This is a genomic window from Aliirhizobium smilacinae (assembly GCF_006335145.1).
Lineage (GTDB): Bacteria > Pseudomonadota > Alphaproteobacteria > Rhizobiales > Rhizobiaceae > Neorhizobium > Neorhizobium smilacinae.
Genome location: NZ_VDMN01000002.1, coordinates 146,765 through 171,058, shown reverse-complemented (window position 1 = coordinate 171,058; position 24,294 = coordinate 146,765). Strand labels below are relative to the sequence as shown.

General features: G+C 59.6%; 20 protein-coding genes. 15 read left to right on the top strand and 5 right to left on the bottom strand.

What is annotated here, in order from left to right; translation table 11 throughout:
- Window position 1 precedes the first annotated feature (1 nt).
- Window positions 2-1,375 carry an MmgE/PrpD family protein gene (locus tag FHP24_RS11700; protein ID WP_139676386.1) on the bottom strand — a complete coding sequence of 458 codons (1,374 nt, stop codon included), beginning with the start codon at window positions 1,373-1,375 and terminating at the stop codon, window positions 2-4.
- Window positions 1,376-1,412: 37 nt separating this feature from the next.
- Here FHP24_RS11700 and FHP24_RS11695 point away from each other — a divergent pair, with 37 nt between their 5' ends.
- The 8 genes from FHP24_RS11695 (at window position 1,413) to FHP24_RS11660 (ending at window position 10,903) form a co-directional block, all read left to right on the top strand.
- Window positions 1,413-2,390 carry a LysR family transcriptional regulator gene (locus FHP24_RS11695; protein ID WP_394344621.1) on the top strand — a complete coding sequence of 326 codons (978 nt, stop codon included), beginning with the start codon at window positions 1,413-1,415 and terminating at the stop codon, window positions 2,388-2,390.
- A 31-nt stretch (window positions 2,391-2,421) separates the two neighbouring features.
- Window positions 2,422-3,327 carry a LysR family transcriptional regulator gene (locus FHP24_RS11690; protein ID WP_139676384.1) on the top strand — a complete coding sequence of 302 codons (906 nt, stop codon included), beginning with the start codon at window positions 2,422-2,424 and terminating at the stop codon, window positions 3,325-3,327.
- Window positions 3,328-3,505: 178 nt separating this feature from the next.
- Complete coding sequence (locus FHP24_RS11685; RefSeq protein WP_139676383.1) at window positions 3,506-4,450, top strand: ABC transporter permease; 945 nt, start codon at window positions 3,506-3,508, stop codon at window positions 4,448-4,450.
- A complete protein-coding gene (locus FHP24_RS11680; protein ID WP_139676382.1) occupies window positions 4,447-5,265 on the top strand; it encodes an ABC transporter permease in 819 nt (272 codons plus the stop codon). Before FHP24_RS11685 ends, FHP24_RS11680 begins: the two co-directional genes overlap by 4 nt.
- Window positions 5,262-6,890 carry an ABC transporter ATP-binding protein gene (locus FHP24_RS11675; RefSeq protein ID WP_139676381.1) on the top strand — a complete coding sequence of 543 codons (1,629 nt, stop codon included), beginning with the start codon at window positions 5,262-5,264 and terminating at the stop codon, window positions 6,888-6,890. Before FHP24_RS11680 ends, FHP24_RS11675 begins: the two co-directional genes overlap by 4 nt.
- An 82-nt stretch (window positions 6,891-6,972) precedes the next feature.
- The gene (locus tag FHP24_RS11670) at window positions 6,973-7,755 is read left to right on the top strand and encodes a serine hydrolase (RefSeq protein ID WP_394344620.1); all 783 of its coding nucleotides are present in this window, start codon (window positions 6,973-6,975) and stop codon (window positions 7,753-7,755) included.
- Between the two features lie 30 nt (window positions 7,756-7,785).
- Window positions 7,786-9,330, top strand: coding sequence for an ABC transporter substrate-binding protein (locus FHP24_RS11665; RefSeq protein WP_139676379.1), 1,545 nt, complete (start codon window positions 7,786-7,788; stop codon window positions 9,328-9,330).
- Between the two features lie 130 nt (window positions 9,331-9,460).
- Window positions 9,461-10,903 carry a M20 family metallopeptidase gene (locus FHP24_RS11660; protein ID WP_139676378.1) on the top strand — a complete coding sequence of 481 codons (1,443 nt, stop codon included), beginning with the start codon at window positions 9,461-9,463 and terminating at the stop codon, window positions 10,901-10,903.
- A 357-nt stretch (window positions 10,904-11,260) separates the two neighbouring features.
- On the opposite strand, the gene FHP24_RS11655 is transcribed toward FHP24_RS11660, so the two are convergent.
- Both FHP24_RS11655 and FHP24_RS11650 read right to left on the bottom strand, forming a co-directional pair.
- Window positions 11,261-12,709, bottom strand: a complete 1,449-nt coding sequence (locus FHP24_RS11655) for an amidase family protein (RefSeq protein ID WP_139676377.1) — start codon at window positions 12,707-12,709, stop codon at window positions 11,261-11,263.
- A 2-nt stretch (window positions 12,710-12,711) separates the two neighbouring features.
- The gene (locus tag FHP24_RS11650) at window positions 12,712-14,007 is read right to left on the bottom strand and encodes an amidohydrolase family protein (protein WP_180355975.1); all 1,296 of its coding nucleotides are present in this window, start codon (window positions 14,005-14,007) and stop codon (window positions 12,712-12,714) included.
- Window positions 14,008-14,293: 286 nt separating this feature from the next.
- Here FHP24_RS11650 and FHP24_RS11645 point away from each other — a divergent pair, with 286 nt between their 5' ends.
- From FHP24_RS11645 to FHP24_RS11615, 7 genes are all read left to right on the top strand, one after another.
- The gene (locus FHP24_RS11645) at window positions 14,294-15,139 is read left to right on the top strand and encodes an ABC transporter permease (RefSeq protein ID WP_246091709.1); all 846 of its coding nucleotides are present in this window, start codon (window positions 14,294-14,296) and stop codon (window positions 15,137-15,139) included.
- Complete coding sequence (locus tag FHP24_RS11640) at window positions 15,136-15,945, top strand: ABC transporter permease (RefSeq protein ID WP_139676374.1); 810 nt, start codon at window positions 15,136-15,138, stop codon at window positions 15,943-15,945. Before FHP24_RS11645 ends, FHP24_RS11640 begins: the two co-directional genes overlap by 4 nt.
- Window positions 15,946-15,973: 28 nt before the next feature.
- Window positions 15,974-17,044 carry an extracellular solute-binding protein gene (locus tag FHP24_RS11635; RefSeq protein WP_139676373.1) on the top strand — a complete coding sequence of 357 codons (1,071 nt, stop codon included), beginning with the start codon at window positions 15,974-15,976 and terminating at the stop codon, window positions 17,042-17,044.
- Between the two features lies 1 nt (window position 17,045).
- Window positions 17,046-18,131, top strand: a complete 1,086-nt coding sequence (locus tag FHP24_RS11630; protein ID WP_139676372.1) for an ABC transporter ATP-binding protein — start codon at window positions 17,046-17,048, stop codon at window positions 18,129-18,131.
- 47 nt (window positions 18,132-18,178) lie between these two features.
- Complete coding sequence (locus FHP24_RS11625; RefSeq protein ID WP_139676371.1) at window positions 18,179-19,279, top strand: GntG family PLP-dependent aldolase; 1,101 nt, start codon at window positions 18,179-18,181, stop codon at window positions 19,277-19,279.
- A gap of 212 nt (window positions 19,280-19,491) precedes the next feature.
- Window positions 19,492-20,694, top strand: coding sequence for a pyridoxal phosphate-dependent aminotransferase (locus FHP24_RS11620; RefSeq protein WP_139676370.1), 1,203 nt, complete (start codon window positions 19,492-19,494; stop codon window positions 20,692-20,694).
- Window positions 20,695-20,696: 2 nt separating this feature from the next.
- The gene (locus FHP24_RS11615; protein ID WP_246091708.1) at window positions 20,697-21,416 is read left to right on the top strand and encodes a GntR family transcriptional regulator; all 720 of its coding nucleotides are present in this window, start codon (window positions 20,697-20,699) and stop codon (window positions 21,414-21,416) included.
- 273 nt (window positions 21,417-21,689) lie between these two features.
- Here FHP24_RS11615 and FHP24_RS11610 read toward each other — a convergent pair whose 3' ends face one another.
- Together FHP24_RS11610 and FHP24_RS11605 are read right to left on the bottom strand one after the other, a co-directional pair.
- Window positions 21,690-22,028, bottom strand: a complete 339-nt coding sequence (locus FHP24_RS11610) for an ABC transporter permease (RefSeq protein WP_180355974.1) — start codon at window positions 22,026-22,028, stop codon at window positions 21,690-21,692.
- A 422-nt stretch (window positions 22,029-22,450) separates the two neighbouring features.
- Window positions 22,451-24,145, bottom strand: coding sequence for a thiamine pyrophosphate-binding protein (locus FHP24_RS11605; RefSeq protein WP_139676368.1), 1,695 nt, complete (start codon window positions 24,143-24,145; stop codon window positions 22,451-22,453).
- Window positions 24,146-24,294: the final 149 nt, after the last annotated feature.

Here is a 24,294-nt window from a genome sequence, read left to right as displayed (position 1 = left end):
ATCATCCGGTCTCAACATCGTCTTCCTTCGACCAGATTCCAGCCAATAAAGAAAGCATCGACCCGGCGCGTGGCATACTCAAGAGTTGCTCGTATACAGAATTTGCTGGTCGACCTGCCCACTCAAGGCAGTCGATGAATTTTGCTTTTCTTTGATCCTCGCCGAGAGCGTCCTCACGCGCGCCCTTCGCATGGAGGCGAGAGCGCCGTAGGATCTCTCCGTTCGTCAGGGTAACGGTGAGTTCATGCGGCAGGCGTTCATGACCGCGTTCCTCGTCGGCGGTGAAGGAGTGCATATTGATCTTGTCCATCAGCAAGCTCTTCTTCCCATCGCTCAGCGCGGACATCGTGAAGTCTGCAAGGCTGAGTGCCCCCCGTCTAAAGGCCGTCGCCAGGCAATATTGCATCGAGAAACGGGCCTGCATTTCATCGCTTGGTTTGGGGTAGGGAAGGTTCTTGACTGCAGAAATTCCGACCTTGGCGTCTATCGTGGCAATATCCTCTTCCCTCAGGCCGTATTCCGCCTTGAGATCAAGCAGCATGTCGATGGCTCTGTGAGTAGATGCGCAGCAAGGGTGACGTTTGGTCACCAATCCACGCGTTTCGATGATATGGCGGCCGTTGGGCTTGTTGTCGGCCCAACCCACCGGCTCGTCGCCCCCAAACAGGTCGAGAAACCCCTGAGGCTTCTCCAGCACGTCGATCGCACCGGTGGCTCCAGCCATGGCAAGGCGAGCGGCTTCCACGGCATTACGGGCAGCAATGCCTGCATGGATCGGCTTTACCAGAGTGCCGAATTGCGCCTTGGGACCGCAGGCCATGGAGGTTGCCAGGCTCATTGATTGCCCCGTCTGTTCGGTATTGGCTCCGAGGAGCCTGGCAACACCAGCCGCCGCCCCGATAGCGCCCACGGTCGCCGTCCCATGCCAACCTTTGTTGTAATGTGAAGGATTGACACCGGATCCGACAGCGCTCTGCGCTTCAAGGCCTGTCATATACGCTTCCAGGAATTGGCGCCCCGTAACCGGATGATCTCTGCTGATCGCTGCGAGTAGTGCCGGAACCAGAACCGCCGATGCATGGGCACGGGCGGGATGAAAGTTGTCGTCGAAATCGAGAGCGTGTGCTGCGGTGCCATTCACGAGCGCTGAGATTGAAGACACGGTTCTACCGCCAGTGACGAGCCAATGGGTGCCATTGCCATTCATCTCCGCGGCGAATGCGGTTGTTACTGCTTGGACGCTGGCATCCCTGGCGCCTGCGATCATGCAGCCCAGCGTATCGATCACGGCGTCACGCGCCAACTCAATCCAATGAGGGGAAAACTCGGTCCGCGATGTAAGGTGGTTGGCAATGTTGGAAAGTGCGCTGCTCATTGACGAATGCCTCTCGCTGGGCTTGTTTGCGGCAAACGTGTTCGACTTTTGGCAGCGCCGCAATCTTATGCGGTTCCGCGATAGGGTTACCGAAAGGACAGGGAGTTGGATGGCGAAGACGGTGAGCGCGGCGATCAGTCTGAAACATATCGAGGCCTATGATGCCATTGCCGCGACGGGCTCGACGGTTGCGGCGTCAGTGGAGCTCGGCATTTCGCAATCGAATGCAAGCCGGCTTCTGCAGCAGCTTGAGGCATATCTCGGTGTGCGCCTGTTCGAGCGCGACAAGAACCGGCTGTCGCCGACACGCGAGGGACTGCAGCTCGGGCCGGAAATCCGCATCATTTCCGACAGGCTGAGAGCCCTGAAGACGGCTGCGATCGAGTTGGAGAACGGCCGTTCCCGCGACATGCTGCTGCGGCTTGCCTTTCCCGCTAGCCTGTCATCGACACGGGTACCGAAGATGATCAAGGCGTTTCTCGCCACCAATGGCCTGATGCGGGTTGAGATTGCCTCCGGCAGCTATCTGGCTATCGAGCGCATGATTGCCGATGGGGAGGCGGATATCGGTTTTTCGCGGTTGCCGCTGACGACGCCGGGACTGCGGCAAGAAAGGACCTTTCGGTCACGTATCGTCGCGGCCCTACCTCACACGCATGCTCTGGCAGACCGCGCGCGGCTGTCGATTGCCGATCTCAAGGGGCACGATCTCATCGTCCTCAACCGCGAGCGGCCTGTGCGCCATCAGCTCGAAGCCGAGTTCTACCGGCACGGTCTGCGCCAAAGACCGCTGCTCGAAGCGCATTCGGTTGCCAGTGCTTGCGCGCTGGCGGCCGAGGGGCTGGGGATCGCGCTTGTCGGCGATTTGATTGCACGCGAATATGTCAATCTGTCCCTGGCTCTGATCCCGCTCGAGCCAGAACTGCCGGTGACCTACTGCCTTGTCAGCGGCGAAAAATATCCTCTGCCGAAAACGGCCGGGCTTTTCCTGCAAAGCATTGCCGGTTGGCCATGATGCGCCCCATTCCGTTGAAAGTGTCTGCCGCATGAACATCAAGCAACTCGAAGTGCTCCGCACGCTTCTCGCGACCGGGTCGACCATCGCGACGGCAAAGGCGATGGGGCTCAGCCAGTCGGGTGTCAGTCGAATGTTGCAGCAGCTGGAGCAGGATCTGTCCATCACGCTTTTCGCCCGCGACAAGGGGCGGCTGATCGCGACGCCGGAAGCGCTCGCGCTGGGGCGGGATGCCGAAAACGTGCTTCTGGCGGTGGATCGCATGTCGGGCCATGCCGAAGACATGCGCAGCGGCGCATCCGGTCCCGAGATCGTCCGCATCGGTTTGCCGAGCAGCATGTGGGAAAATTTTGCCCCCGCCATGCTCGTCGACTACATCCATGATTTTCCCGGCGTCCGCATCGAGACCTTTTTCGAAACTACCACGGCGATCAACAAGCTGGTCGGGGAACGCGTCATCGATATCGGCTTTCTGCGCATGGAGGGCGAGACCGGGCCGGGTATCGTGGTGGATAAGGTGGCGAGCGGCAAAAGTGTCTGTGTTGTGCCCAAGGATCATCCATTGGCTGAACTCGACGAGATTTCCGCAAAGGATCTCCGCAATGTGCCGCTGATTCTGATCGGACGGCAAAGACCCAATCGTATGGCGCTGGACCAGACTTTCGCGCGCGCCGGCGTCAAACAGATGGTGAAGATCGAAACCCATACCAACAGTTCGGCCTGCGCCTATGTTGCGCAGGGGCTTGGCGTGTCCATCATCAGCAGTTTTTATGCCAACCTTTATCGTCACCTGCCGGTGGTGCAGCGACCGTTCGTTCCGCAGGCGGTGCAGGATTTCGGTCTGGCCCGAGCCGCCGGATTCCCGCTGTCGATTGCGGCGCAGGCACTGAGCGACGCGTTACAGAGGCAGATCCTGTTTTCTCAAAAAATCGAATAAAAACAGATATTTATTTGGAAAAAACATGGATATCCACCGCACATCCGCCTCTCGCGGTGCGCATAGACATATGACAAAAACGCATAGTATTGCGCTTCTTTCTTCATCCAATCATAGTCTAACGCAACGAAACCGATGATGCCCTAACGGAAAGCTGGACATCAATCGTGGGGAAACAATGCTGAGATTTATCCTGAGCCGTCTGCTGATGGCGCTACCAACGATCGTGCTCGTCTCCGTGACGGTATTTGCGCTGATCCGCTTCATTCCCGGTGATCCTGCGGCCTTGATGCTTGGCGACATGGCGCAGCCCGAACAGATCGCTGCCATGCGCACCGAACTGGGGCTCGACAAATCGATGCCGCAGCAATTCGTCATCTGGGCGGGCAATGTCCTGCAGGGCGATTTCGGTCGCTCCATCGTCAATGACGAGGAGGTATTGCCGCTCGTCGTGTCGCGTTTCATGGTCAGTGCGGAAATCGTCGTCATTGCGGTGCTATTGGCCAGTCTGATCGCGGTGCCCGCTGGCGTCATCGCCGCCTGGCGTCAGAACAGTGTCACGGACCTGGCATTGGTCGGCACGGCAACCGTGCTCCTGTCGATCCCGACCTTCTGGCTTGGACTGCTGCTGCTGCTGTTCTTCGGGCTGAAGCTCGGCTGGCTGCCGGTGCTTGGTTACGTGTCGATCGAGGACAACATCGTCGGCGGACTGCTCTATCTCGTGTTGCCGGTCATGACTTTGGTCATCCACGAAGCTGGTGTGCTGATCCGCATGGCGCGTGCCTCGACACTGGAAGTGCTGCGGCTGGACTATATCACCCATGCCCGCGCCAAGGGTCTGTCAGAGAGCGCGGTCCTGTGGCGTCACGCCTTCAAAAACGCATTCGGCCCGACATGGACGATGATCGGCCTGATCCTCGGCAACCTGCTCGGCGGCATCGCCGTCATCGAGACGGTGTTCACCATTCCCGGCCTCGGCCGCCTGATGGTCGACAGCATTTTTGCCCGTGACTACCCCGTCATTCAGGGCTGCCTGCTGTTCGTGGCCTTGTCCTATGTAGCGGTCAATCTCGTCGTCGACCTGCTTTATCCCCTATTTGATCCGCGTGTGGTCGCCGAATGAAAAAGTTCACTCTCAATGGTCTCATCGGCGGCTTTCTGATCGCCGTCCTCGTCATCACCGCCGCCATAGGCCTCGTCTGGACGCCGTTCGATCCGATGAAGCTGTCCTTCACGGCCCGTCTGGCGGGGCCAAGCGCCGCGCATCTTCTTGGAACAGATGAATTCGGGCGCGATGTGCTGAGCCGCCTGATGGTCGGTGCCCAAGCCAGCGTCTGGATCGGTTTCCTGACGGTCAGCTTTGCCACAATCTGCGGCACGCTGATCGGGCTGGTCAGCGGTTATGCGCGCGGTTGGGTCGATGGCGTGATCATGGCGGTCAACAATGCGCTTCTTGCCTTTCCCGGCATCCTGCTGGCGCTCGGCCTGCTCGCCGTGTTCGGCGCCAACCAGTATGGCATCATCTTTGCGCTCGGGATTGCCTATACGCCGTCCATGGCCCGTGTCGTGCGCGGGGCGGTCCTGTCGCTGCGCGAGCGCGAATTCATCGAGGCCTCGCGGGTGATGGGCAATGGCGAGCTGTTCACGATGTTCCGCCACATCCTGCCCAATTGCCTGGCGCCGATCACCGTGCTTGCCACCTCGATGTTCGGCTGGGCGATCCTGTCGGAAAGCGCGCTCTCCTTCCTGGGCCTCGGCGTGCCGCCACCGGCACCGACCTGGGGCAACATGCTGGCCGCCGGCCGGCCATTCATCCAGCAGGCCGTCTGGCTCGGCCTGTTCCCCGGCATCTGCATCGCGCTGACCTTGCTCGGCATCAATCTTCTTGGCGACGCCCTTCGCGACCGGCTCGACCCGCGCATGAGAGGTCTGAAATGACATCGGAAACCCTTCTGACCGTTCGCGGTCTCACGCTCGAAGTCGCCCGCACCGGTATCGAAGTGGTCAAGGATATCTCCTTCGATATCGCCTCCGGTGAAATCTTCGGCATCGTCGGAGAAAGCGGCTCCGGCAAAAGCCTCGCGACCCGGGCGCTGATCTCGCTTCTGCCGCCCGCCATCAAGCTTGCCGGTGGCGCCATCAGCTACAAGGGTCGCGACGTCCTCACCATGAAGGACGGCGAATTGCGGCGCCTGCGTGGCGCCGAGATCGGGCTCGTTTTCCAGGAGCCGATGACCTCGCTCAACCCGTCGATGACCATCGGCCGGCAGCTGGAAGAGGGGCTTGTCCTCCACACGAAACTATCACCGGATGAACGCCGCGCCCGCATCCTCGACATGCTGAACCGTGTCGGCATCCGTGATCCGGAAGGGGCGCTGGCAGCCTATCCGCACGAATTTTCCGGCGGCATGCGCCAGCGCATCATGCTGGCTTCGGTCATGCTGCTAAAACCGGCGCTGCTGATCGCCGACGAGCCGACGACGGCGCTCGATGCGGTCATCCAGCGCGACGTCATGGAACTGATGGTCGAGTTGACACGGGCCGAAGGCACGGCCGTCCTGCTGATCAGCCACGATCTGCCGATGGTGGCCCGTTATACCAGCCGCATCGTCGTCATGGAAAAGGGCGCTATCGTCGAACATGGTCGCACCGAGGATTTGCTGGAAGCGCCGCAGCATCCCTATACGAAAAAGCTGTTGTCCTCTCTACCCTTCAGGGGCGCGCCGCGCGTCGTCGATACCTCGAAGGCACCCATGGTGTCGGCGCAGAACATCGTCGTCGATTATGCCGGCCGCAAGTCGCTGCTGAAAAAGGCAAAGGCGAAACGGGCGCTGCACGGCGTCAGCATCGATATCCATGAGGGCGAGGTCGTGGCGCTGGTCGGGGGGTCCGGTTCGGGCAAAACCACGCTCGGACGCACCATCGCCGGTCTGGTCAAGGAAAACGAGGGTCAGATCCGCTTCCAGGGCCGCTCCCGTGATGAGGACTGGCGGGATTATCGAATGAATTGCCAGATGGTATTTCAGGATCCGTATTCCTCGCTCGATCCGCGCATGACCATTCTGGCCCTGGTGGAGGAAGCCCTGCGGCTGGTGCCTGATCTCGATGGTGCTGCCAAGCGCAAGCGCGCCTTGGAAACGCTGGAGGAGGTCGGCCTCAACGTCGATTATGCCAGCCGTTATCCGCACGAACTTTCCGGCGGCCAGCGCCAGCGCGTGGCGATCGCCCGCGCCATCGCCCGCCGCCCGCGTTTCCTGATCGCCGACGAACCGGTGTCGGCGCTCGACGTGACGGTGCGGGCGCAGGTGCTCGACCTCTTCTCCGACCTGCAGAAACGCTACGGCTTTTCCTGCCTGTTCATCAGCCACGATCTCGGTGTCGTCGAGCAGATCGCCGACCGCGTTATCGTCATGCAGGACGGCCGCATTATCGAACAAGGAGATCGCGACACGATCTTCGACAGCCCGAAGGAGGCCTATACGCGCCGTCTCCTCTCGGCCATCCCCGCCCTCGACCAGAACGAGCGGGGCGGCGTGACACTCAAATGGCGTCTGGAGAACTGACTTGGACACGGTAACGACTTCCGGCACGGCCGCCGATCGGCTGAACGCCATTTGTGACGCACAGCCTTTCGTCACCCGTTTCATGGTGCGCAACCTGCTGACGGGCGAGACGTTTGCGCGTGGCGCCGAAGAGGAAACCCCGTCGGCCAGCACGCGCAAGACCTCCATCATGATGGCGGCGCTGAAGGCCGTCGAGGAGGGCCGGCTCGATCTCGACGAGCAGATCACTTACGAGGCGCGTTTTGCCGAGGAAGTGGCAAGCGGCATGTTCCGCTACCTGACGCCTGGCATCGTCATCTCGCTGCGCGATGCCATTACCGGCATGATGGTGCTGAGCGACAATGTCTGCACGAAAATGGTGTTCGAGCGGCTGACGCTGGAAGAGGTCGACGGTTACTGCAAGTCGATCGGCATGAGCGGCACGCATCATCGCTTTCTCATCCCGCCGCTGGCCCTGTCGCCGGACCACGCGCTCGGTTCCGTCACCACCACGACGGCACGCGACCAGACCTTTCTGCTCCAGGCGATCCTCGACGCGCAGACGTCGGCGGATGCCGCAGCAAAGCTTGGCTGCTCGCAGGCGCTGTGTGCCTATGCGCTGCAGACGCTGAAGAACCAGATCCTGCGTTATGCCATTCCGTCGCGCCTGCCGTTCGGCACCGTCGTCGCCCACAAGGGCGGCACCGGCAAGCGGGGCCGCATGAATGCCGGCATCGTCTATCGCGACGGTAACCCGTTCTACATCATCTGCGCCTTCACCGACGACGTGCCGCAGGTCATGGCCGACGGCACGCCGGGTTACACGATGTCGCTCGAAACCATCGGCAAGCTCTCGCGGGCCTGCTGGGACGCATTCCAGTTATAGAGATCAACCAAAGAAAAAGAGGGTAGAACAGTGAAAAAGCTTCTTCTCGCAGGCGTTGCCCTGCTCGCCATGGCCGATATCGCCGCGGCCCGCGACATCACCATCGCGCAGAGTTCGGACCTGCGCAGCGCCAATCCCGGCGTCAACCGCGACGGCAATACCGATGGCGTCATCCTGCATATCGTCGAGGGCCTCGTCGGTTACAACAACAGCGGCGAAGTCAAGCCGCTGCTGGCCAAGAGTTTCGAAGCCTCGGCCGATGGCCTGACCTATACGTTCAAGCTGCGCACCGACGTGAAATTCCACAACGGCAAGCCGCTGACCGCCGAAGACGTCGTCTGGAACTGGACGCGTTATCTGAAGCCGGAAACCAAATGGACCTGCCTGTCCGATTTCGCTGAGGGTGGGGCCGCCCATGTGGCCGGCGTCAAGGCAACCGATTCCGCGACCGTGACGATCACCCTTGAAAAGCCCTCGGCCGTGTTCGTCGGCCTGATGTCGCGCCCCGAATGCGGTTATACCGGCATGATCTCGCCCGACAGCGTTGCTGCCGATGGCAGTTTCGTCAAGCCGATCGGCACCGGCCCGTTCCAGTGGGACGAGTGGAAGAAGGGTGAATATATCCACCTCAAGAAATTCGCCGATTACGTCTCGCCTGAAAATGACGGTAAGCCGGACGGCATGGTCGGCTCCAAACGCCCGCTTGCCGACGGCATCAAGTTCATGGTCATTCCCGATGCCTCGACCGTCAAGGCGGGCCTCGAATCCGGCGTGCTCGACACAGCCGAAATCTCGCCGGACCTGATCCCCGAGTTCAAGTCGAACGACAAGACCCAGCTTATCGTATCACGCAACAACGGCAAGAACCTGTTTTACATCCAGACCCGCGACAAGGTTCTGAGCAATCCGGGCGTGCGCCGCGCCATGGCGATGGCTCTTGATCTCGACGAACTGGTCGCCGCCGCCTCCAATGGCACCGGCGAGGCGAACGGATCGATGGTCTCGCAGGATAGCGTCTATTTCAACGACACCCAGAAGAAGCGTCTGCCTTACGACATCGAAGCCGCCAAGAAGGAACTGGCGGCCGCCGGTTACAAGGGCGAGCCGATCTCGATCATCGCCAACAAGCGCGGCAACGTTCCGAGCTTTCCGGCCGCCGTCATGGCTCAGGCAATGATGCAGCAGGCAGGCCTCAACGTGCAGATCGAAGTGCTCGACTATGCGACGCAGGTCGATCGCCGCCGTTCGGGCAATTACCAGGTGATCTCGCAGTCGGTCGCACCACGTCTCGACCCGGCCCTGATGTATGCCTTTTATGTCGGCAACAAGGACAAGAACGCCTCGCTGATGTGGGACGATCCAAAAGCCGTCGATCTGATGAAGGCGGCCTATGTCGAAGCTGACCAGGCCAAGCGCCAGAAGATTTTCGACGAGTTCCACGAGCTGATGCTCAAGGAAATGCCGGGCATCTTCCTCTACGACATGGTCGATGTCTGGGGTGCCACCAAGAAGCTGAAGGGCCAGCCGGTCTGGCAGTCGAACGCCCGTCTATGGGAAGTATCGGTCGACGACTGATCGTTTTTGTCGCGCCGGCAGCCGATGCCGGCGCGATACCAATCCTTTATCGAGATCTGATCCGGCCGTTTGACTGCCGGCAGGAAAACCGCGTCCTGAAATGGGCGCAAACAGACTGCGAGGACATGCCATGAACCGTGACGCCGTGACGTCGATTGCCGAAGCCATCGAAAAGATGAAGCCGGAATTCTCCGGCCTCAGCGACAGCATCTGGGATTTCGCCGAGCTGAAATTCGACGAGAAACAGTCCTCCGGTCTTCTGGCGAAAGCTCTTGAGGACAATGGTTTTGCAGTGACGCGCGGTGTCGCCGGCATGGACACTGCCTTCATCGGCGAATTTGGCAGCGGCAAGCCCGTCATCGCCATCCTCGGAGAATTCGATGCGCTGGCCGGCATGAGCCAGGCCGCCGGAATTGCCGAACACAAGCCGCTTGCCTCCGGCGGTACCGGTCATGGCTGCGGCCACAACCTGCTGGGCGTCGGGTCGCTGATGGCGGCCATCGCGCTTGCCCGTCACCTCAAGGACAACGGCATTGCCGGCACGGTGCGCTACTACGGCTGCCCCGGTGAGGAGGGCGGCTCCGGCAAGACATTCATGGTGCGTGCCGGCCTGTTCGATGATGTCGATACCGCGCTGACCTGGCATCCGGCCCCGTTCAACGGCGTGCGCTCCACCAACAATCTGGCGGTTCTCGAATATTTCTACCGATTCAAGGGCCTTGCTGCGCACGCCTCGAACGCCGCCCATCTCGGGCGCTCGGCACTCGATGCGGTCGAACTGATGAATGTCGGCGTCAATTTTCTGCGCGAGCACATGCCGCAGGATTGCCGCGTGCATTACGCCATTACTGATACCGGTGGACGTGCCGCCAACGTCGTTCAGGCGCAGGCGGAAGTGGTCTACCTGATCCGGGCGCCGGAAATGCCGCAGGCGCTCGATCTCGCGAGGCGCGTCGACAAGGTGGCACGCGGCGCTGCGATGATGACAGAAACAGAAGTCGAGATCGTTTTCGATACCGCCGCGACGAACCTTCTGCCGAATCTCGCGCTGGAAACGGCGATGCATGAAAACATGGTGGCGCTCGGACCGATCGCTTTCGACGAGGCCGATCTCGCCTTCGCCAAATCGATCCAGGACACGTTTACCGACGAGGCGATCAAAAGCAGCATCCGGCTTTACCAGATCAAGGGCGATGTTTTTTCCAATGCCAAGATCGATGGAGCGACGCCGCTGCATCTGGGCCTGCGCGATTTCGAGGGCCAGTCGCATTTTCGCGCCGGATCGACCGATGTCGGCGACGTCAGCTGGGTCACGCCAACGGCGCAATGCTGGACCCCGGCTTGGGCGATCGGCACCAATCCGCATACCTGGCAGGTGGTAGCGCAGGGCAAGAGCGCTGCCGCCCACAAGGCGATGGCGCATGCCGCCAAGGCGATTGCCACGACCGGCCTGTCGCTGTTCACATCACCGGAGCTTCTGGCGGCGGCCAAGGCGGAATGGGCGGACAAGACCGATGGTCAGGCCTATGTTTGCCCCATTCCGGCAGACATTGCGCCCGCAACGCACTCGTAGATCTGCATCCCCTTGATGGCTGAGGATGTAGGCCTGTGTTCAATCGAATTTAGGATGTCAAAATCGGCTGGTGCGTATTCATAAGGCACTTGGTAACCGCTACAGATATGCTTCGTTATGGGATATTGCGCTGCGGCGATGAAGACATCTAGCTTCCACGCAGCAAGGTCGTCGGCATCAGGGTGGCAAGGTCAAGGATGGGTGCGTCAGGACCAGGCGAGGTCACGGCGCTGGTCAATGGGATCTACATGCTATCGTCCGAGCGCGAGACGGCGGCCGAAAGCGAAATGACGCGGGCCAGCCATCCGGCGCACGGACTAAAGACACTGCTCAGCGGATCGCAAGCACGGCTATTCGCTAATAAAGTAATTTCGGCGCCAGGCGTTCCACGATGATAGGCTCGATTGCGGCAGCGATTGCAAGCAGTCGCTCATCGGTGCCGCAGGGCGAAAAGAGTGTCACGCCGAAGGGTGCGCCGTCCGTATCTGCGCCGGCAGGTAGGGCAATGACCGGGGCACCAGCCTTGCCCGTGCATTTGGCGGCGACCGACATCGGCACGATCAGCGCGTCGCAGCCGCCATTGGCGCAGGCCGCATCGATTCCCTGCGTCCGGGAGAGTGTGATATCGAGTGCGCGGTCAGCAAGATACGCCGGATCGTTCAGCCCGACCGTTGCTTCGGCAGCCAGAAGCAGCGTCTGGCCGAACGGGATTATATCGGGATGAGCCTCATTCCAAGCGATGAGTTCGCCGAGCGACCGAACGCCGGAGGGTACGTCGTTTTCCGCCAAAAAGACGTTAAGCGCGGCCTTGAATTCCGTCCGGAAAACGCTTGAGCGGAGGTTCATCAACTGCTCTGCCGAAGGAAGGTCGCAGGGATCGACGATCGTCACGCCGGCATCGGCGAGCCGTGACAGGACGGCTGCGAAGCTTCCAGCCGTTTGCCGTATATCATCCCGGTTCGCCATGGCGACGCGCGGGACGCCAAGCCGGATAGTGTCGAGCGTGATTTTCGGTAGTGCTGCGAAGGCGGATTGTTCCGATGTTGCGCCGTCCTGCATATCGGCACCACTGATGACTGAAGCCACCAGAGCAGCATCGGCGATGCAGCGGGCAATCGGCCCTGGCGAATCCTGGCTCGGCACCAGAGGCACGACATGCGTCCGGCTTGTTCGTCCGACAGTCGGCTTGAAACCGACAACGGAGGCATGAAGCGCAGGCGTCTGGATCGAATTTTGCGTTTCCGAGCCGATCGCGACCGGAGCGAATGCGGCGGCGACCGCCGCCGCCGAGCCGACGCTCGATCCCTGACCGCGATCGAAAGGACCGCTATGCGGGTTGATCACCACGCCACCCGCGCCGCTGAAGGCAGAAGGCATAAAGTCCGATACGTAATCTGCGAATTCGGTCATGTTGGTCTTGCCGAGGATGATGGCTCCCGCATCGCGCAATCTCTGCACGATTGTCGCCTCGTGCCTGGGCCGATAGTCCTTAAACGCGGCGGCGCCCGCGGTGGCCGCCATCCCGTCGGCCGTGAGGATATTGTCCTTGATGAGGACGGGAATGCCGTGGAGCAGTCCGAGGGTTCTGCCTGCACGGATCGCAGCGTCTGCCCGCGTCGCGTCGTCCAGCACAGTTGGTGAGATTTCCCGGACTGCGTTGATGGCCGGCCCGTCGTTGTTCAGGCGTTCTATCTGTTTCAGGAACCAGTCGATGGCGTCAAAGACGGAAAGTCGGCGTTGCGCGTAACACGCTTGCAGTTCCAGGATCGTTCCTGTCTTCAGGACGCGCTCAACATCGCGGTCCATGGTCAGTAGCCCCGCCGGGTAGCTTCGGTTTCCTGCAGCGTACGGCCGCCGAGGAATACCGTCTGTAAACGTCGGAGCGCCGATATATCGGTCGTTGGATCTCCATCGACGACAAGGATGTCTGCAAGCTTGCCCTTCTCGATCGATCCCACCTGCTTGTCGATGCCCATGGAGCGGGCGGAGCGAAGCGTTCCGGCCTGAAGGGCATCGTGCGTGTTCATGCCGGCGTCGACCATGGCCTCGATTTCGCCCACGAAATCTCCGAAAGGCGACCCCCAGCCGGCATCCGAACCGGCGATCAGTTCGACGCCCGCATCGAGAAGTTTCTGAAAGTAGTCGCAGCGTTCGGCGTAGCGCTGGCGGCGCGCAGCAAGTTCGTTGGTTTCTGCTTCCGTCAGCTTCCGTTCGCAAGCGCAACGCTCAAGCCTTTGAAGACCATAGCGGTGGCATTGCATGGTCGGGTGGATCGCAACGCCCTGATCGACGATCCGTTTGGTTAACTCAGGATCGTAGCTGTAGATGCCGAAAGCGTCGCAGAAGCTCGGCGGGGTTGGCCAGGCCGCTTCCCTTTGCGGCGGCTTGTAGAAGCTGCAATGGCACAGCATGTCAAAACCCGCGTCAAGCGAGTTGGCGATCGATTCATTGCTGGTTGCATGTGCCACAGCAACGCGCCCCCAGGAATGGGTCTCCTCCGCCACGGCTTTCAGTTCCGCCACGGTGTAGGAAGCACGGCAACGCGGCGTGTTGCGGGTCGATCCACCGCTCGCCATGACCTTGATATAGTCAGCGCCTTCCCGCAGCAGCTGGCGCACGGCCTGCCTCAATCCGTCCTCGCCATCCGCCTCTCCGCCCATCGGCCAGCCATGACCGCCGGTCATCGTCAGCGGTCGTCCGCAGACGAAAAGGCGCGGGCCGGGAATGATGCCGGCGGCGATCGCTTTCTTGGTGTCGAAGGCCGTCTTGCCGTAGGCGCCGTTGTCGCTGAGTGTCGTCACGCCGGTCTCGACGGTCGTCCGGCAGTTCTGCGCCGAACGGAAGAGCATCATCGGCTCACCCTCGGCAACCACCTCTTCCACGGTCAGTTTGTCGCCGGCCATGTTGATGTGCGAGTGGCAGTCCACCAGACCCGGAGCAAGGGTACGGCCCGGAAACTTTAACAGCTCTACGTCTGCCGGAACTTCGAAACTGCCGGCCGGCCCTGCTGAGACGATCCGCTCACCGTCTATGAGTACCGCGCCGTTCTTCACCGGCGCTGCACCCGTGCCGGACACGAGCCAATCCGCTTCAATCAATCGCATGTGTTGAAGTCCCCTTCTAAAGCCCTCTTGATGGGGCATTTATTAAAAAAACCATTTGGTACTTGACGTGAATTCATAATGTATACCATAAATCACGGCAACAAAAAAAGCGGGAAACACCCTTTGCGCAAAGCGAAGGAGGGCTGATCAAGAAATTACGGCAGTCACGGTCAGCAGACCGGGCGCCCTAATGGGAAGCCCTATGTATCAACAGACAACGAGTGATATCGCGATAGAACGGCCGCTCCCGTCAAGGGACTGGCGACCGATCTGGTTGCAGGCAGGTATGCTAGTTCTGCTGCTGCCCATGACGCTTTTCCTGCTGCTGTTTTTCCTGCTGCCGGCCATCAATCTGCTTGGCTACAGCATTCAAACCCAGAATGCTCAAGGGATCATCGGCGCGCCGCTGACACTGGCGCATTTCGCCAAGTTTTTTACCGTAGACCTCTACCTGCGAGTGCTCTGGAATACGCTTCGGATCAGCTTCTGGACCTGTATCTACACGGCGCTGCTGGCCTATCCGGTCGCAATTGCCATCGTTTCGGCCCGGCCGACGCTTTCGCGCGTCATTTCGTTGATCGTCATCGCGCCGCTCGTCGTGAGCGTTGTCGTCCGTGCCTATGGCTGGCAGCTGATATTGATGGCTGGACCGGGTGGGGCGCTGAACTGGCTTCTGCTTTCCATCGGCGTCATATCCGAGCCGCTCAGCCTTCTTTACACGCCAACTGCAGTCGTGATCGGCCAGGTGCATGTCAACCTGCCGATGATGGTGCTGCCGCTTGCTGCAGCCATCGGCAAGATCGATCCCAACCTTCGCGATGCTGCACGAACACTTGGTGCGCCCTGGTGGGAAGTCTTCCTGCGCGTGACGCTGCCACTCAGCATGCCGGGTCTCGTGGCGGGTGTCATCATCGTGTTCTCGCTGACGGCCGGAGCTTTCGTTACGCCGGTCGTTCTTGGTGGCCCTTCTGCGCTGATGCTCGGCAACCTCATAGAACAGCAGATCTTCACGGTTTTCGACTGGCCTTTCGGCGCGGTGATCAGCTTCATCCTGATCTTCATCGTCATCCTTCTGAACACGACCCTGATCCGCTTCGTGGAAAGCCGTAAGTTCCGGAGGGCGCAGGCATGAGCTTGAACCTCGACCGTTTTCGCCAATGGTTTCTGGCCGTCTTCGTTGGTGGTGTGCTGATCTTCGTCATGGCGCCGCTATTCGTGACACTCGCCATGTCTTTTTCCGACAGCTACTTCGTGGCGTTTCCGCCGCAGGGCCTCACCATTCGCTGGTATCAGCAGATTCTGACAGATCGCTATTTTCTGTCTGCGCTGGCACTGAGCGGCTATCTCGCCTTCGGCTCGACGATTTGCGCGCTCCTGATCGGCATTCCAGCGGCCATGGCGTTGGCACGCGGACGGTTTCCCGGTCGCACCATATTGCAGGGCATCATTCTCTCGCCGCTGATATTTCCGGAACTGGTTGCCGGTCTTGCCCTCATGCAGGTCCTTTCCGCCGCCGGCATGGTCGATGCGCGTCTCAATCTGCTGATCGGTTACACGCTGGTGGCCGCGCCCTATGTCGTGCGCGCCGTCACGACGAGCCTTCTGCTTGTCGATGCGAACCTCGAGGATGCGGCACGGACACTGGGCGCAAACCGGTTCGTGACCTTCTGGAAAGTGACGCTTCCCCAGATTGCTCCCGGCGTGGCGGCTGGTGCCGTTTTTGCCTTCATGATTTCCTTCGACAACCTTCCGATGGCGCTTTGGCTGGCGGACTCCCGCTACAGTCCGGTGCCGTTGATGCTGATGCGACAGCTCAATTCGGTTTTCGATCCTTCTATCCCGGCAATGTCCACGGTCATCATCATCCTTGCGCTTAGCGGCGCTCTGGTGGTGGAGAGACTGGTTGGAATGCGCCGCGCCGCTTCACTCCAGCCATGAATACCAACCAAAAAAAGGGGAATGCCAAATGAATATCAACAGGCGCAACGTTCTCAAACTTACGGTAGGCAGCACACTGGCAATGCCGGCGCTGATGCGCAACGCTTACTCCCAGGAGCGTGCCGTTCACATCGGTATCTATAACTCCCAGCTTGGAAAGGTCGTCCAGCGCGAGATCATCCCGAATTTCGAACGGGATTTCAAATGCCGGGTCTATACCATCGAAGGCGCGACGCTCTCCAACATCGCAGCACTGCGCACAACGCGTGAAACTCCGCGGTTCAGCGCCATGATGATGGACGATGTTGGTGTCCAGCAGGCAAAGCAGGAAGGTCTGATCGAAAAGCTCGATCCGGCGAAAATCCCCAATCTTGAAAACGTCTACCCGCGCTTTCTGTTCGAAGACAGCTTCGGTGTCGCTGTCAGCATTTCCGCGGCGGGCATGTTCATGAACCCCAATGCCCCGACCACCAAGGGCTTGAATTCCTACGAGCAGCTTTTCGACCCGAAGTTCAAGCAGCGCCTCATCCTGTCTTCGCCGAAATATACATCGAGCGTTCTCTTCGTCATGTTCATGGCCTCGCTTGCGACCGGCAAGCCGATCAAGGAGGCGCAATACCTCGTCGATCAGGGCTGGGACAAGCTCAAGGAACTGAAGCCGAGCGTTCTTACCGTCTTCGAAAACGAAGCCAACGTCATGATGGTCCCGCAGGGCCAGGCGGATGTCGGCGGCATCGAATATACCAAGGCTATCTATCCTCACACGATGAAGAACGTGCCGATCACGCTCGCGCCGATGAAGGAAGGTTTTTTCACCGGCATCAACAGCATCACGCTTGCGAAGAACGCTCCTGATCCGGAACTCGGCAACGCCTTCATCAACCGCATGCTGGACAAGGACGTCATGAAGCTGCTCGGCGAGCAGACGGTCAGCGCGCCGTCGGTAAAGGACATCACGTTCAGCCCAGATTTCGAGAAGTATCTGCCTTATCCGTTGAGCAAGATGGATGACATGCAGCTGGTCACGCCTGACTGGACCTTCGTGAATGCCAAGCGCGGCGAAATCCTTGAGCGTTACAACCAGATCCTGAGTGCCTGACGTGTCCACAAAATCGGCGGCTCTCCGCTTGGAGGGACTTTACAAGCAATACGGCAAGTCGGCAGCGGTGCAGGATGTATCGCTGTCGATCGAGCCGGGCAGCATGGTCGCGCTGCTCGGTCCGAGCGGCTGCGGCAAGACTACTTGCTTGCGGATGGTCGCCGGCCTCGTGGAACCTACTGCCGGCGCCATAGTTCTCGATGGCGCCGACATCACCCGTGTTCCGGTCCACAAGCGGAATGTCGGCATGCTCTTCCAGAACTATGCGCTTTTTCCGCAGCTGACCGTTGCGGAAAACGTAGCTTTCGGTCTGAAGATGCGGCGCATGGCCAAGGCGGAAATCGCCAAACGTATCGCCAAGGCTTTGCAGATGGTGCAGCTTCACAGCTTCAGCGATCGTTATCCCTCGCAACTTTCGGGTGGCCAGCAGCAGCGGGTAGCACTGGCCCGTGCGCTGGTAATCGAGCCGGACCTTCTCCTGCTCGACGAACCACTGGGTGCTCTGGACAAAGGGCTGCGCGAAAGCATGCAGGTCGAGCTGCGGCTGCTGCAGCGCAAGCTCGGCATTACCACGATCATGGTGACGCATGATCAGGACGAAGCGCTGACAATGGCCGATCAGGTGATCGTGATGCGGGACGGCCGGATCGAGCAGGGCGGCACACCGAAAGTGATCTACCAGAAACCGAACTCGCAGTTCGTCGCCACCTTCCTGGGCGCGTCGAACCTTTTCCATTGCCAGATGGATGCGGCAGGACCCAATATTCTACGCTCGGGCCCGTTCCGCTTCACGGTGGATGGTGCGGTGCCTTTAACGGCCAATCCGGTGATCTGCCTGCGTCCGGAATCGATCAGCATTGCGGCTGCGTCGGCCATGAATGCTGAAGGGCCGAACCGTGCCTCGGCCACGATCGAGCAGGTCATCTATCGCGGGCCTGTGATGCACTATCATATGAAGCTTGAAACAGGGCAGCCTCTGGTTGCTTACGAGCAGGTTCGTCCTCTCCACGGTTCGCGGGCAATCGAGGTCGGCGACGCCGTGGTCGCTCACTGGGAGCCCTCCAGCAATCACATCCTGCCCGGGTAAAATCACATCCCGTCATTCGCATTATAGAAAGAACAGCGGGTAGACATATGCTCAGCAACAGAAAACCCATCGACCTGCGAACCGACACGGCCACCCTGCCGACGCCTGAAATGTACCAGGCGATGGCGGCGGCCCCTCTTGGCGACGACGGCTGGCGTGACGATCCGACGGTGCTCGAACTGGAGCGCACGACAGCAACCTTGCTCGGCAAGGAAGCCGCGTTGTTCCTGCCCAGCGGCACGATGGCGGATCTCGTGGCACTGATGGCCGCCGGCCGGCGCCATGGAGGCGAACTGATCGCGCATGACGGGGCCTGGGTGCTGGGTGGTGCCTCCCATGGCGGTTATGCGACCATTGCCGGGCTCGCGGCGAGGCCGATCCCGGGGCCGCGCGGAGCCATGGACCTTGAAATGCTGGAAGAGGCGATCGACCCGATCGGGCATCACCGTGCCCCGTTTACGGCGATCGTCGCGATTGAGAATACCCATACTGCTGAAAATGGCGCGGTTCTCTCCATCGAGCATATGAGTGCCGTAAAGGCCATGGCCGAGAAGAAAGGCGTGACATTGTTTCTCGATGGCGCGCGTCTGCCGCATGCGGCCGTAGCGCTTGGAACGACGCTGGCGGATGTCGCGAGTTATGGTGATCTCGTCACGCTGTCGCTCTGCAAAGCGCTCGGCGCCCCCGCCGGCTCGATGCTCGCCGGCAGTGCGGAGATGATCGAACGTGCCCTGCTTTATCGCAAGCTCCTTGGCGGTGCCATGCGGCAGAGCGGTTTGCTTGCGGCGTGTGCACTGGTGGCTTTGAGGACACCTCTGTCAACGATCGAGACTTATCACGCCCGCGCGGCCCGGCTTGCAGAAGGCCTGGGGCGTATCGACCCGCAATTCGCCGACCCCGAACTGACTGTGACCAATCTTCTGACGCTGGATGTCCGTCATACCGGCCTCGACGCAGCACAGTGGGTGAAGGCTTTGGCGGCCGAAGACGTTCTGGTCGCTCCGATGGGCAGGTTCAAACTTCGTCTGCTGACGCATTCGGAAGTGCTGGACGAGGATATCGATGAGGCGATTGCACGCTTCGCGATCGTGCGCAGCCGGTGCCCTTCGACGGCAACGGAGCAGCTTGCCGGGTTTGGCGTCGCCTGATGAGGAAGATCAACATTAATTGCTCGCAGTATCAGCGGCAAGGCTTTCACGATGATGCGCCGGGCACGACCGAGATGGAGCGAAAGATCCGTCTTCGTCTCAAGAGAGCGGGCGTTTCCATCAGGTCTATGGGAGTTCGCAAAGGCCTACTCCGAACATAACGATCAGGGCGGGGCCAAGTCTCCGCTCGCAACAAGGCATTCAGTCACGACATGGTCTACATTTCAAAACGAATCCGCTCTCTGAATTCTTCACCAACCATCGCGATGGCGGAGCGGGCAAGAGAGCTTCGTGCCTCGGGAAAGGACATTATTGGTCTTTCGTCCGGTGAGCCGGATTTCGATACGCCGCAGCATATTCGCGTCGCGGCGGCCGAAGCGATGGAGCGTGGAGAGACACGTTATACCGATGTCGCCGGCACGCCGGCTTTGCGTGATGCAGTCATCCGAAAGTTCTCGCGCGAGAACGGGCTCTCGTTCGACCGCAATCAGATCATCGTCGGCACCGGGGCGAAGCAACTCATCTTCAATGCCCTGGTGGCAACACTTGATGAGGGAGACGAGGTCATCGTCCCTGCGCCATACTGGGTCTCATATCCCGACATGGTGCACCTTGCCGGCGGCGTCTGCGTCGTCGCGGACTGCACGACACGTGAAGATCTGAAACTTACCGCCGATATCCTGCGTGATGTCATCACGCCGCGGACGCGGTGGCTGATCCTCAATTCGCCGAACAATCCGACTGGCGCCGTCTACTCGCGTGATGAACTGGCCGATCTGGCTGCCTTGTTGCTGGAGCATCCGGCAATCAACATCATGTCCGACGACATCTATGAGCACATACGGTTTGAGGATACGCCGTTCGCAACTCTGGCCCAAGTCGAACCAGGGCTCGCCGACCGCATATTGACGATCAACGGCGTTTCCAAGGCCTATGCGATGACCGGCTGGCGCATCGGATTCGCCGGAGGGCCTGCCGACCTCGTTGGCGCGATGGTGAAAATCCAATCGCAGACCACGTCAAACGCCACCTCGATCGCCCAGGCCGCTGCCGTTGTCGCACTCGACGGGCCGCAGGACTGCGTTGAGGATGGCAGAAGGGTTTTCGAACGTCGGCGCGATCTCGTCATGAATATTTTCGCTGGCGCCAATAGGATAAAAAGTTGTAGGCCCGCCGGGGCTTTCTATATGCTCGTCGATTGTCGAGATCTTATCGGCGGTTCCGCAGAAGGTTCTGGCCATTTTGCTGACGATGAGATGCTTGTTCGGTTCTTTCTTGAAAATGCCAATGTTGCGCTGGTTGCGGGAAGTGCTTTTGGCATTCCAGGATTTTTCCGGATGTCCTGCGCAGCGGGAGACGATGTCCTGCGCGAGGCGGCCAACCGCATCGTCAAGGCAAGCTGGCTGATTTCGTAGAGATGGCCAATAGACCGATGATCGGGGTGGAGGATATGGTGAATTCGACGGCAGAGCAGGCAGGCTCCGAGTTTGATCAGGCAGGATATCAGAAGAAGAGCCTGGCTCAGGGCGCCTATGACAAGCTCCTCGATCTGATCATTACCCGCAAGATCCTGCCCGGTACGGTCGTACAGGAACGCATGTTGTCGAGCATGCTCGATATTTCGCGCACACCTGCCCGTGAAGCACTCTACAGGCTGGAGAGTGATGGATTCCTGACCCGCATTTCCAACCGTATCGTTACGGTTCGCGAAATTTCGCTGCGTGATATCATCGAGATACTCCATATCCGGAAACTGCTTGAGGTGGAGAGTGTGTCGCTGGCCGTCGGACGAATTCCTTTGGAGGAGCTCGATATGTGCGAACAGGCGATCCGAAATCTGTTGGCGCTTTCCGATCCAAGCGTCAGCGAAGACTGGGAGGTCGATGACCATTTCCACAGCATGGTGGCCCGCTACAGCGGCAACGACCATATTCTGAAGATGGTGATGGATCTGCGCATGAAAACCCGGATATTCAACATCAAGCGGGTGCCGGAGCGATATGTAAAAGGCCATGAGGAGCATCTTGTCATGATCGAGGCCTTCCGACGCGGCGATGGAGACCGGGCCAAGCAGCAGATGCACGACCATCTCGAAAACGTCCGCGAAAGCATCATCCGTAAGCTTTCCGAGATCTGACGGCCAATGGGCAGGCGTGGAACCGACTGCCGCAAAGAACATGCAAAACTGGATTTGATACGACTGTACTCGTGGGAGAAATATCGCGTTCGCATATCCATTCTGCTGGACTGATGGTGCCCGTCCAAGGCTCTTTGGTTCGGACGGGCGTTTGCATGACAGCGTCGCAACCATTGCTCCAGTGCAATGAGGACTGCTGAGGCGATGAAAACTTCCTGCATTCTATGATGCGGTCTGATCGGCAGGAACCTGATTAAGAATTGCCAGCAATCCCTATTTGCCAAATATCAATGGCAGACTGTAGCGCGGGCTCCGCTCTCTGATTTGAGTTAGCCTGACAAAAATCGCAACCAGCACTTCGTCGAAAGCGATCAGAAAACTGAGGCCGAGCGTCGACAGGACACCATGGAGTGAAAGCGGTAGGACCACATTCAAAAAGACTTGCCAGTCACGAGCTCCGAGGCTGACCGCAGCCTTCAGAAGTGTCTCGTCAATACCCCGCAAGCTCGCGGCGACGAGGAGAGCAGCGACAGGCAACCCAAGCAGAGATTGACCGATGTAGGTGAACAGTAATGCCGATGAGGACGAGTTGGCGCTATGGGTGCCGGACACGTCGGACCTGTTATCGTTCACCGGATGGTGAGAGCTCACGGGCGCTCTGGCCTGTTCGTGTCAAGGGTCCAAAGATAAGCAGGACTGGGCCTGGCGCTTTACGAAATCTGCGTTTTTCTTGCCGATATCAAGCATGCAATTCATAGTCTGACCGCCGTGGCAATGGCTCTATCATGTCCTTAGTTTGCCCATCAGTCTGTGCTCGTTTGGGTCGTCACCTATTGTGCAAAGTGCGGTCGATGAGCGCGCCATGATTGAAGCAATGAAAGCCGGGATCGGGCAGACCCCCTTACATTCTTATTGGGCTGAATGGAGAGGCGACGGCGAGATCGCTCTCTCTGTGCGGCTGGACGAGGCCGGCGACCTTTCTCCTCCCAACGCACGGGCGGATTGCTAGCACCGCAAATACACATGACAATTTGTCAGCCCATCCATGCACTTACCGGAACGGCTGTGTCCTCAAGCGGCTGTGAAATAATATCGACCAAAACTGGCCCGTCATGCTCGATAGCCTGCTTGAATACGCTGGCAAGGTCGGCAGGATCGGCGACGGTAAAGCTCTTTACACCGTAAGCGGCAGCCACCTTCGCATGATCCGTCCGGTCGAAATCGACCGAGTAGTACCGCTCATTGTAACCGAATTTCTGGCTCGCCTTGATCCAGCCGAAAACAGAGTTCGAGAAAACGATCATCAGCAACGGGATTTTCTTGCGGACAATCGTTTCCAGTTCGCCGACGGTGAAGCCGAAGCTGCCGTCGCCCATGACGGAGACGACTTTTGAGGACGGGCGCCCGTACCACGCGCCGATTGCCGCCGACATCGAGTATCCAAGCGCCCCATGCGCGCGGTTGGTGATGAAGTGGCGGCCGGGCTCCATGAAGTCGTAATAGCCGGAGAAGTATGGGCATGGCGTGCCCGGATCGGCGACGACAATTGCGTCGCGAGGCAAAAGTTTGTGAAGTTCGTTAAGAACGCGCTCCGGCCGGATCGGCGCATCGTTGCTAAACGCAAGCAACTCGAACTCCTCACGGCGCTTGGCCTTGGCTCTTGCGCTAACCGCCCTGCCATCGATGCAGCCTTGGCGGTCCTTTGGAATGATGGCCTCGACCTCGGCGAGCAAGCCTTGCAACGCCAGCTTGGCATCCCCGACAAGGCCGACATCGGTCTGGTAATTGGCCGAAATCACCATCGGGTCGGCATCGATGTGAACAATTGCCGTTGAACGCGAGGGATAGTGCCAATGCTCCGTCGTGGTTGAGCCGGCGCGCGCGCCAATGAATATCACCAGGTCGGCCATTTCTACGACTTCGCGGGTGGCGATGACGCCGCCATTCGTGCCGACAACGCCGACGCAGAGCGGGTGCTCGGCACCGAGGCTGCCCTGACCGCTGATCGTTGTGCAAACCGGAGCGTTCAGCAGCAGCGCAAGTGTCGAAAGTTCCTCGGTCGCGCCGGCAATCACGATGCCTCCCCCGACGATGAACACGGGTGATCTGGCGGCGACGATTGCCGCCGCTGCGCGTTTGACATCTGCCGGATCCGGCGCGGTGCGCCAGGAAGGGTAGCTGCCATGTTCCGGCTGCGCCCAGATCAGGTCTTCGGCGAGTGGTTGCTTCTGTACATCATAGGGCAGGCCGATATGGGCGGCACCCGGTTTGCCCGTCGTCATCGCACGGAAGGCGGCGCGAAATACCCGCGGCACTTCATCGGGGCGGTCGACCACTGCATTCCATTTGGTCAGCGGGCGATAGAGCGCCTTTTGGTCGAGTTCTGTCAGCGGGTATTTGCCGCGCGATGTCACCGGAATGTCGGAGGTGATGCCAAGGACCGGGACGGAGGATTCGTTGGCCTCGATGATGCCCGGAAGGAGATAGGTCGCGCCACCGCCGCTCGGACCTTCGCAGACGCCGACCTTGCCGGTAACGCGTGCATAGGCATCCGCAGCATAGGCTGCGCTGCGCTCGTCGCGGGTCAGGATATGTTCCATGCCGTGGTTGAGTCGATGAAGGGCGTCATAGAAGGGCAGGCTGGTGTCGCCGCACAGTCCGAAAATGTGTTTCACGCCGTTGAGCTGCAACATGCGGACGGCGGCTTCTGCGCCTGAAATCTCGTTCATGGACTTCTCCCCTTTTTAGTATAATTCAATCCTGAATACAGGATGATATTTTCTTCATCAACTCAGAAATGGAAGAAATTTTCTTGAGAATGTTGCCGGATATCGTTCTTTTAGCCGCGCAATTGGCGTCAGAAGCAAGTGCAGCAATG

Excerpts from the sequence above, each read along its gene's own strand:
- FHP24_RS11700 (WP_139676386.1), bottom strand. The coding sequence starts at position 1,375 with ATGAGCAGCGCACTTTCCAACATTGCCAACCACCTTACATCGCGGACC.
- FHP24_RS11690 (WP_139676384.1), top strand. The coding sequence starts at position 2,422 with ATGAACATCAAGCAACTCGAAGTGCTCCGCACGCTTCTCGCGACCGGG.
- FHP24_RS11685 (WP_139676383.1), top strand. The coding sequence starts at position 3,506 with ATGCTGAGATTTATCCTGAGCCGTCTGCTGATGGCGCTACCAACGATC.
- FHP24_RS11680 (WP_139676382.1), top strand. The coding sequence starts at position 4,447 with ATGAAAAAGTTCACTCTCAATGGTCTCATCGGCGGCTTTCTGATCGCC.
- FHP24_RS11675 (WP_139676381.1), top strand. The coding sequence starts at position 5,262 with ATGACATCGGAAACCCTTCTGACCGTTCGCGGTCTCACGCTCGAAGTC.
- FHP24_RS11670 (WP_394344620.1), top strand. The coding sequence starts at position 6,973 with ATGGTGCGCAACCTGCTGACGGGCGAGACGTTTGCGCGTGGCGCCGAA.
- FHP24_RS11660 (WP_139676378.1), top strand. The coding sequence starts at position 9,461 with ATGAACCGTGACGCCGTGACGTCGATTGCCGAAGCCATCGAAAAGATG.
- FHP24_RS11655 (WP_139676377.1), bottom strand. The coding sequence starts at position 12,709 with ATGGACCGCGATGTTGAGCGCGTCCTGAAGACAGGAACGATCCTGGAA.
- FHP24_RS11650 (WP_180355975.1), bottom strand. The coding sequence starts at position 14,007 with ATGCGATTGATTGAAGCGGATTGGCTCGTGTCCGGCACGGGTGCAGCG.
- FHP24_RS11645 (WP_246091709.1), top strand. The coding sequence starts at position 14,294 with ATGCTAGTTCTGCTGCTGCCCATGACGCTTTTCCTGCTGCTGTTTTTC.
- FHP24_RS11640 (WP_139676374.1), top strand. The coding sequence starts at position 15,136 with ATGAGCTTGAACCTCGACCGTTTTCGCCAATGGTTTCTGGCCGTCTTC.
- FHP24_RS11635 (WP_139676373.1), top strand. The coding sequence starts at position 15,974 with ATGAATATCAACAGGCGCAACGTTCTCAAACTTACGGTAGGCAGCACA.
- FHP24_RS11625 (WP_139676371.1), top strand. The coding sequence starts at position 18,179 with ATGCTCAGCAACAGAAAACCCATCGACCTGCGAACCGACACGGCCACC.
- FHP24_RS11620 (WP_139676370.1), top strand. The coding sequence starts at position 19,492 with ATGGTCTACATTTCAAAACGAATCCGCTCTCTGAATTCTTCACCAACC.
- FHP24_RS11615 (WP_246091708.1), top strand. The coding sequence starts at position 20,697 with ATGGCCAATAGACCGATGATCGGGGTGGAGGATATGGTGAATTCGACG.
- FHP24_RS11605 (WP_139676368.1), bottom strand. The coding sequence starts at position 24,145 with ATGAACGAGATTTCAGGCGCAGAAGCCGCCGTCCGCATGTTGCAGCTC.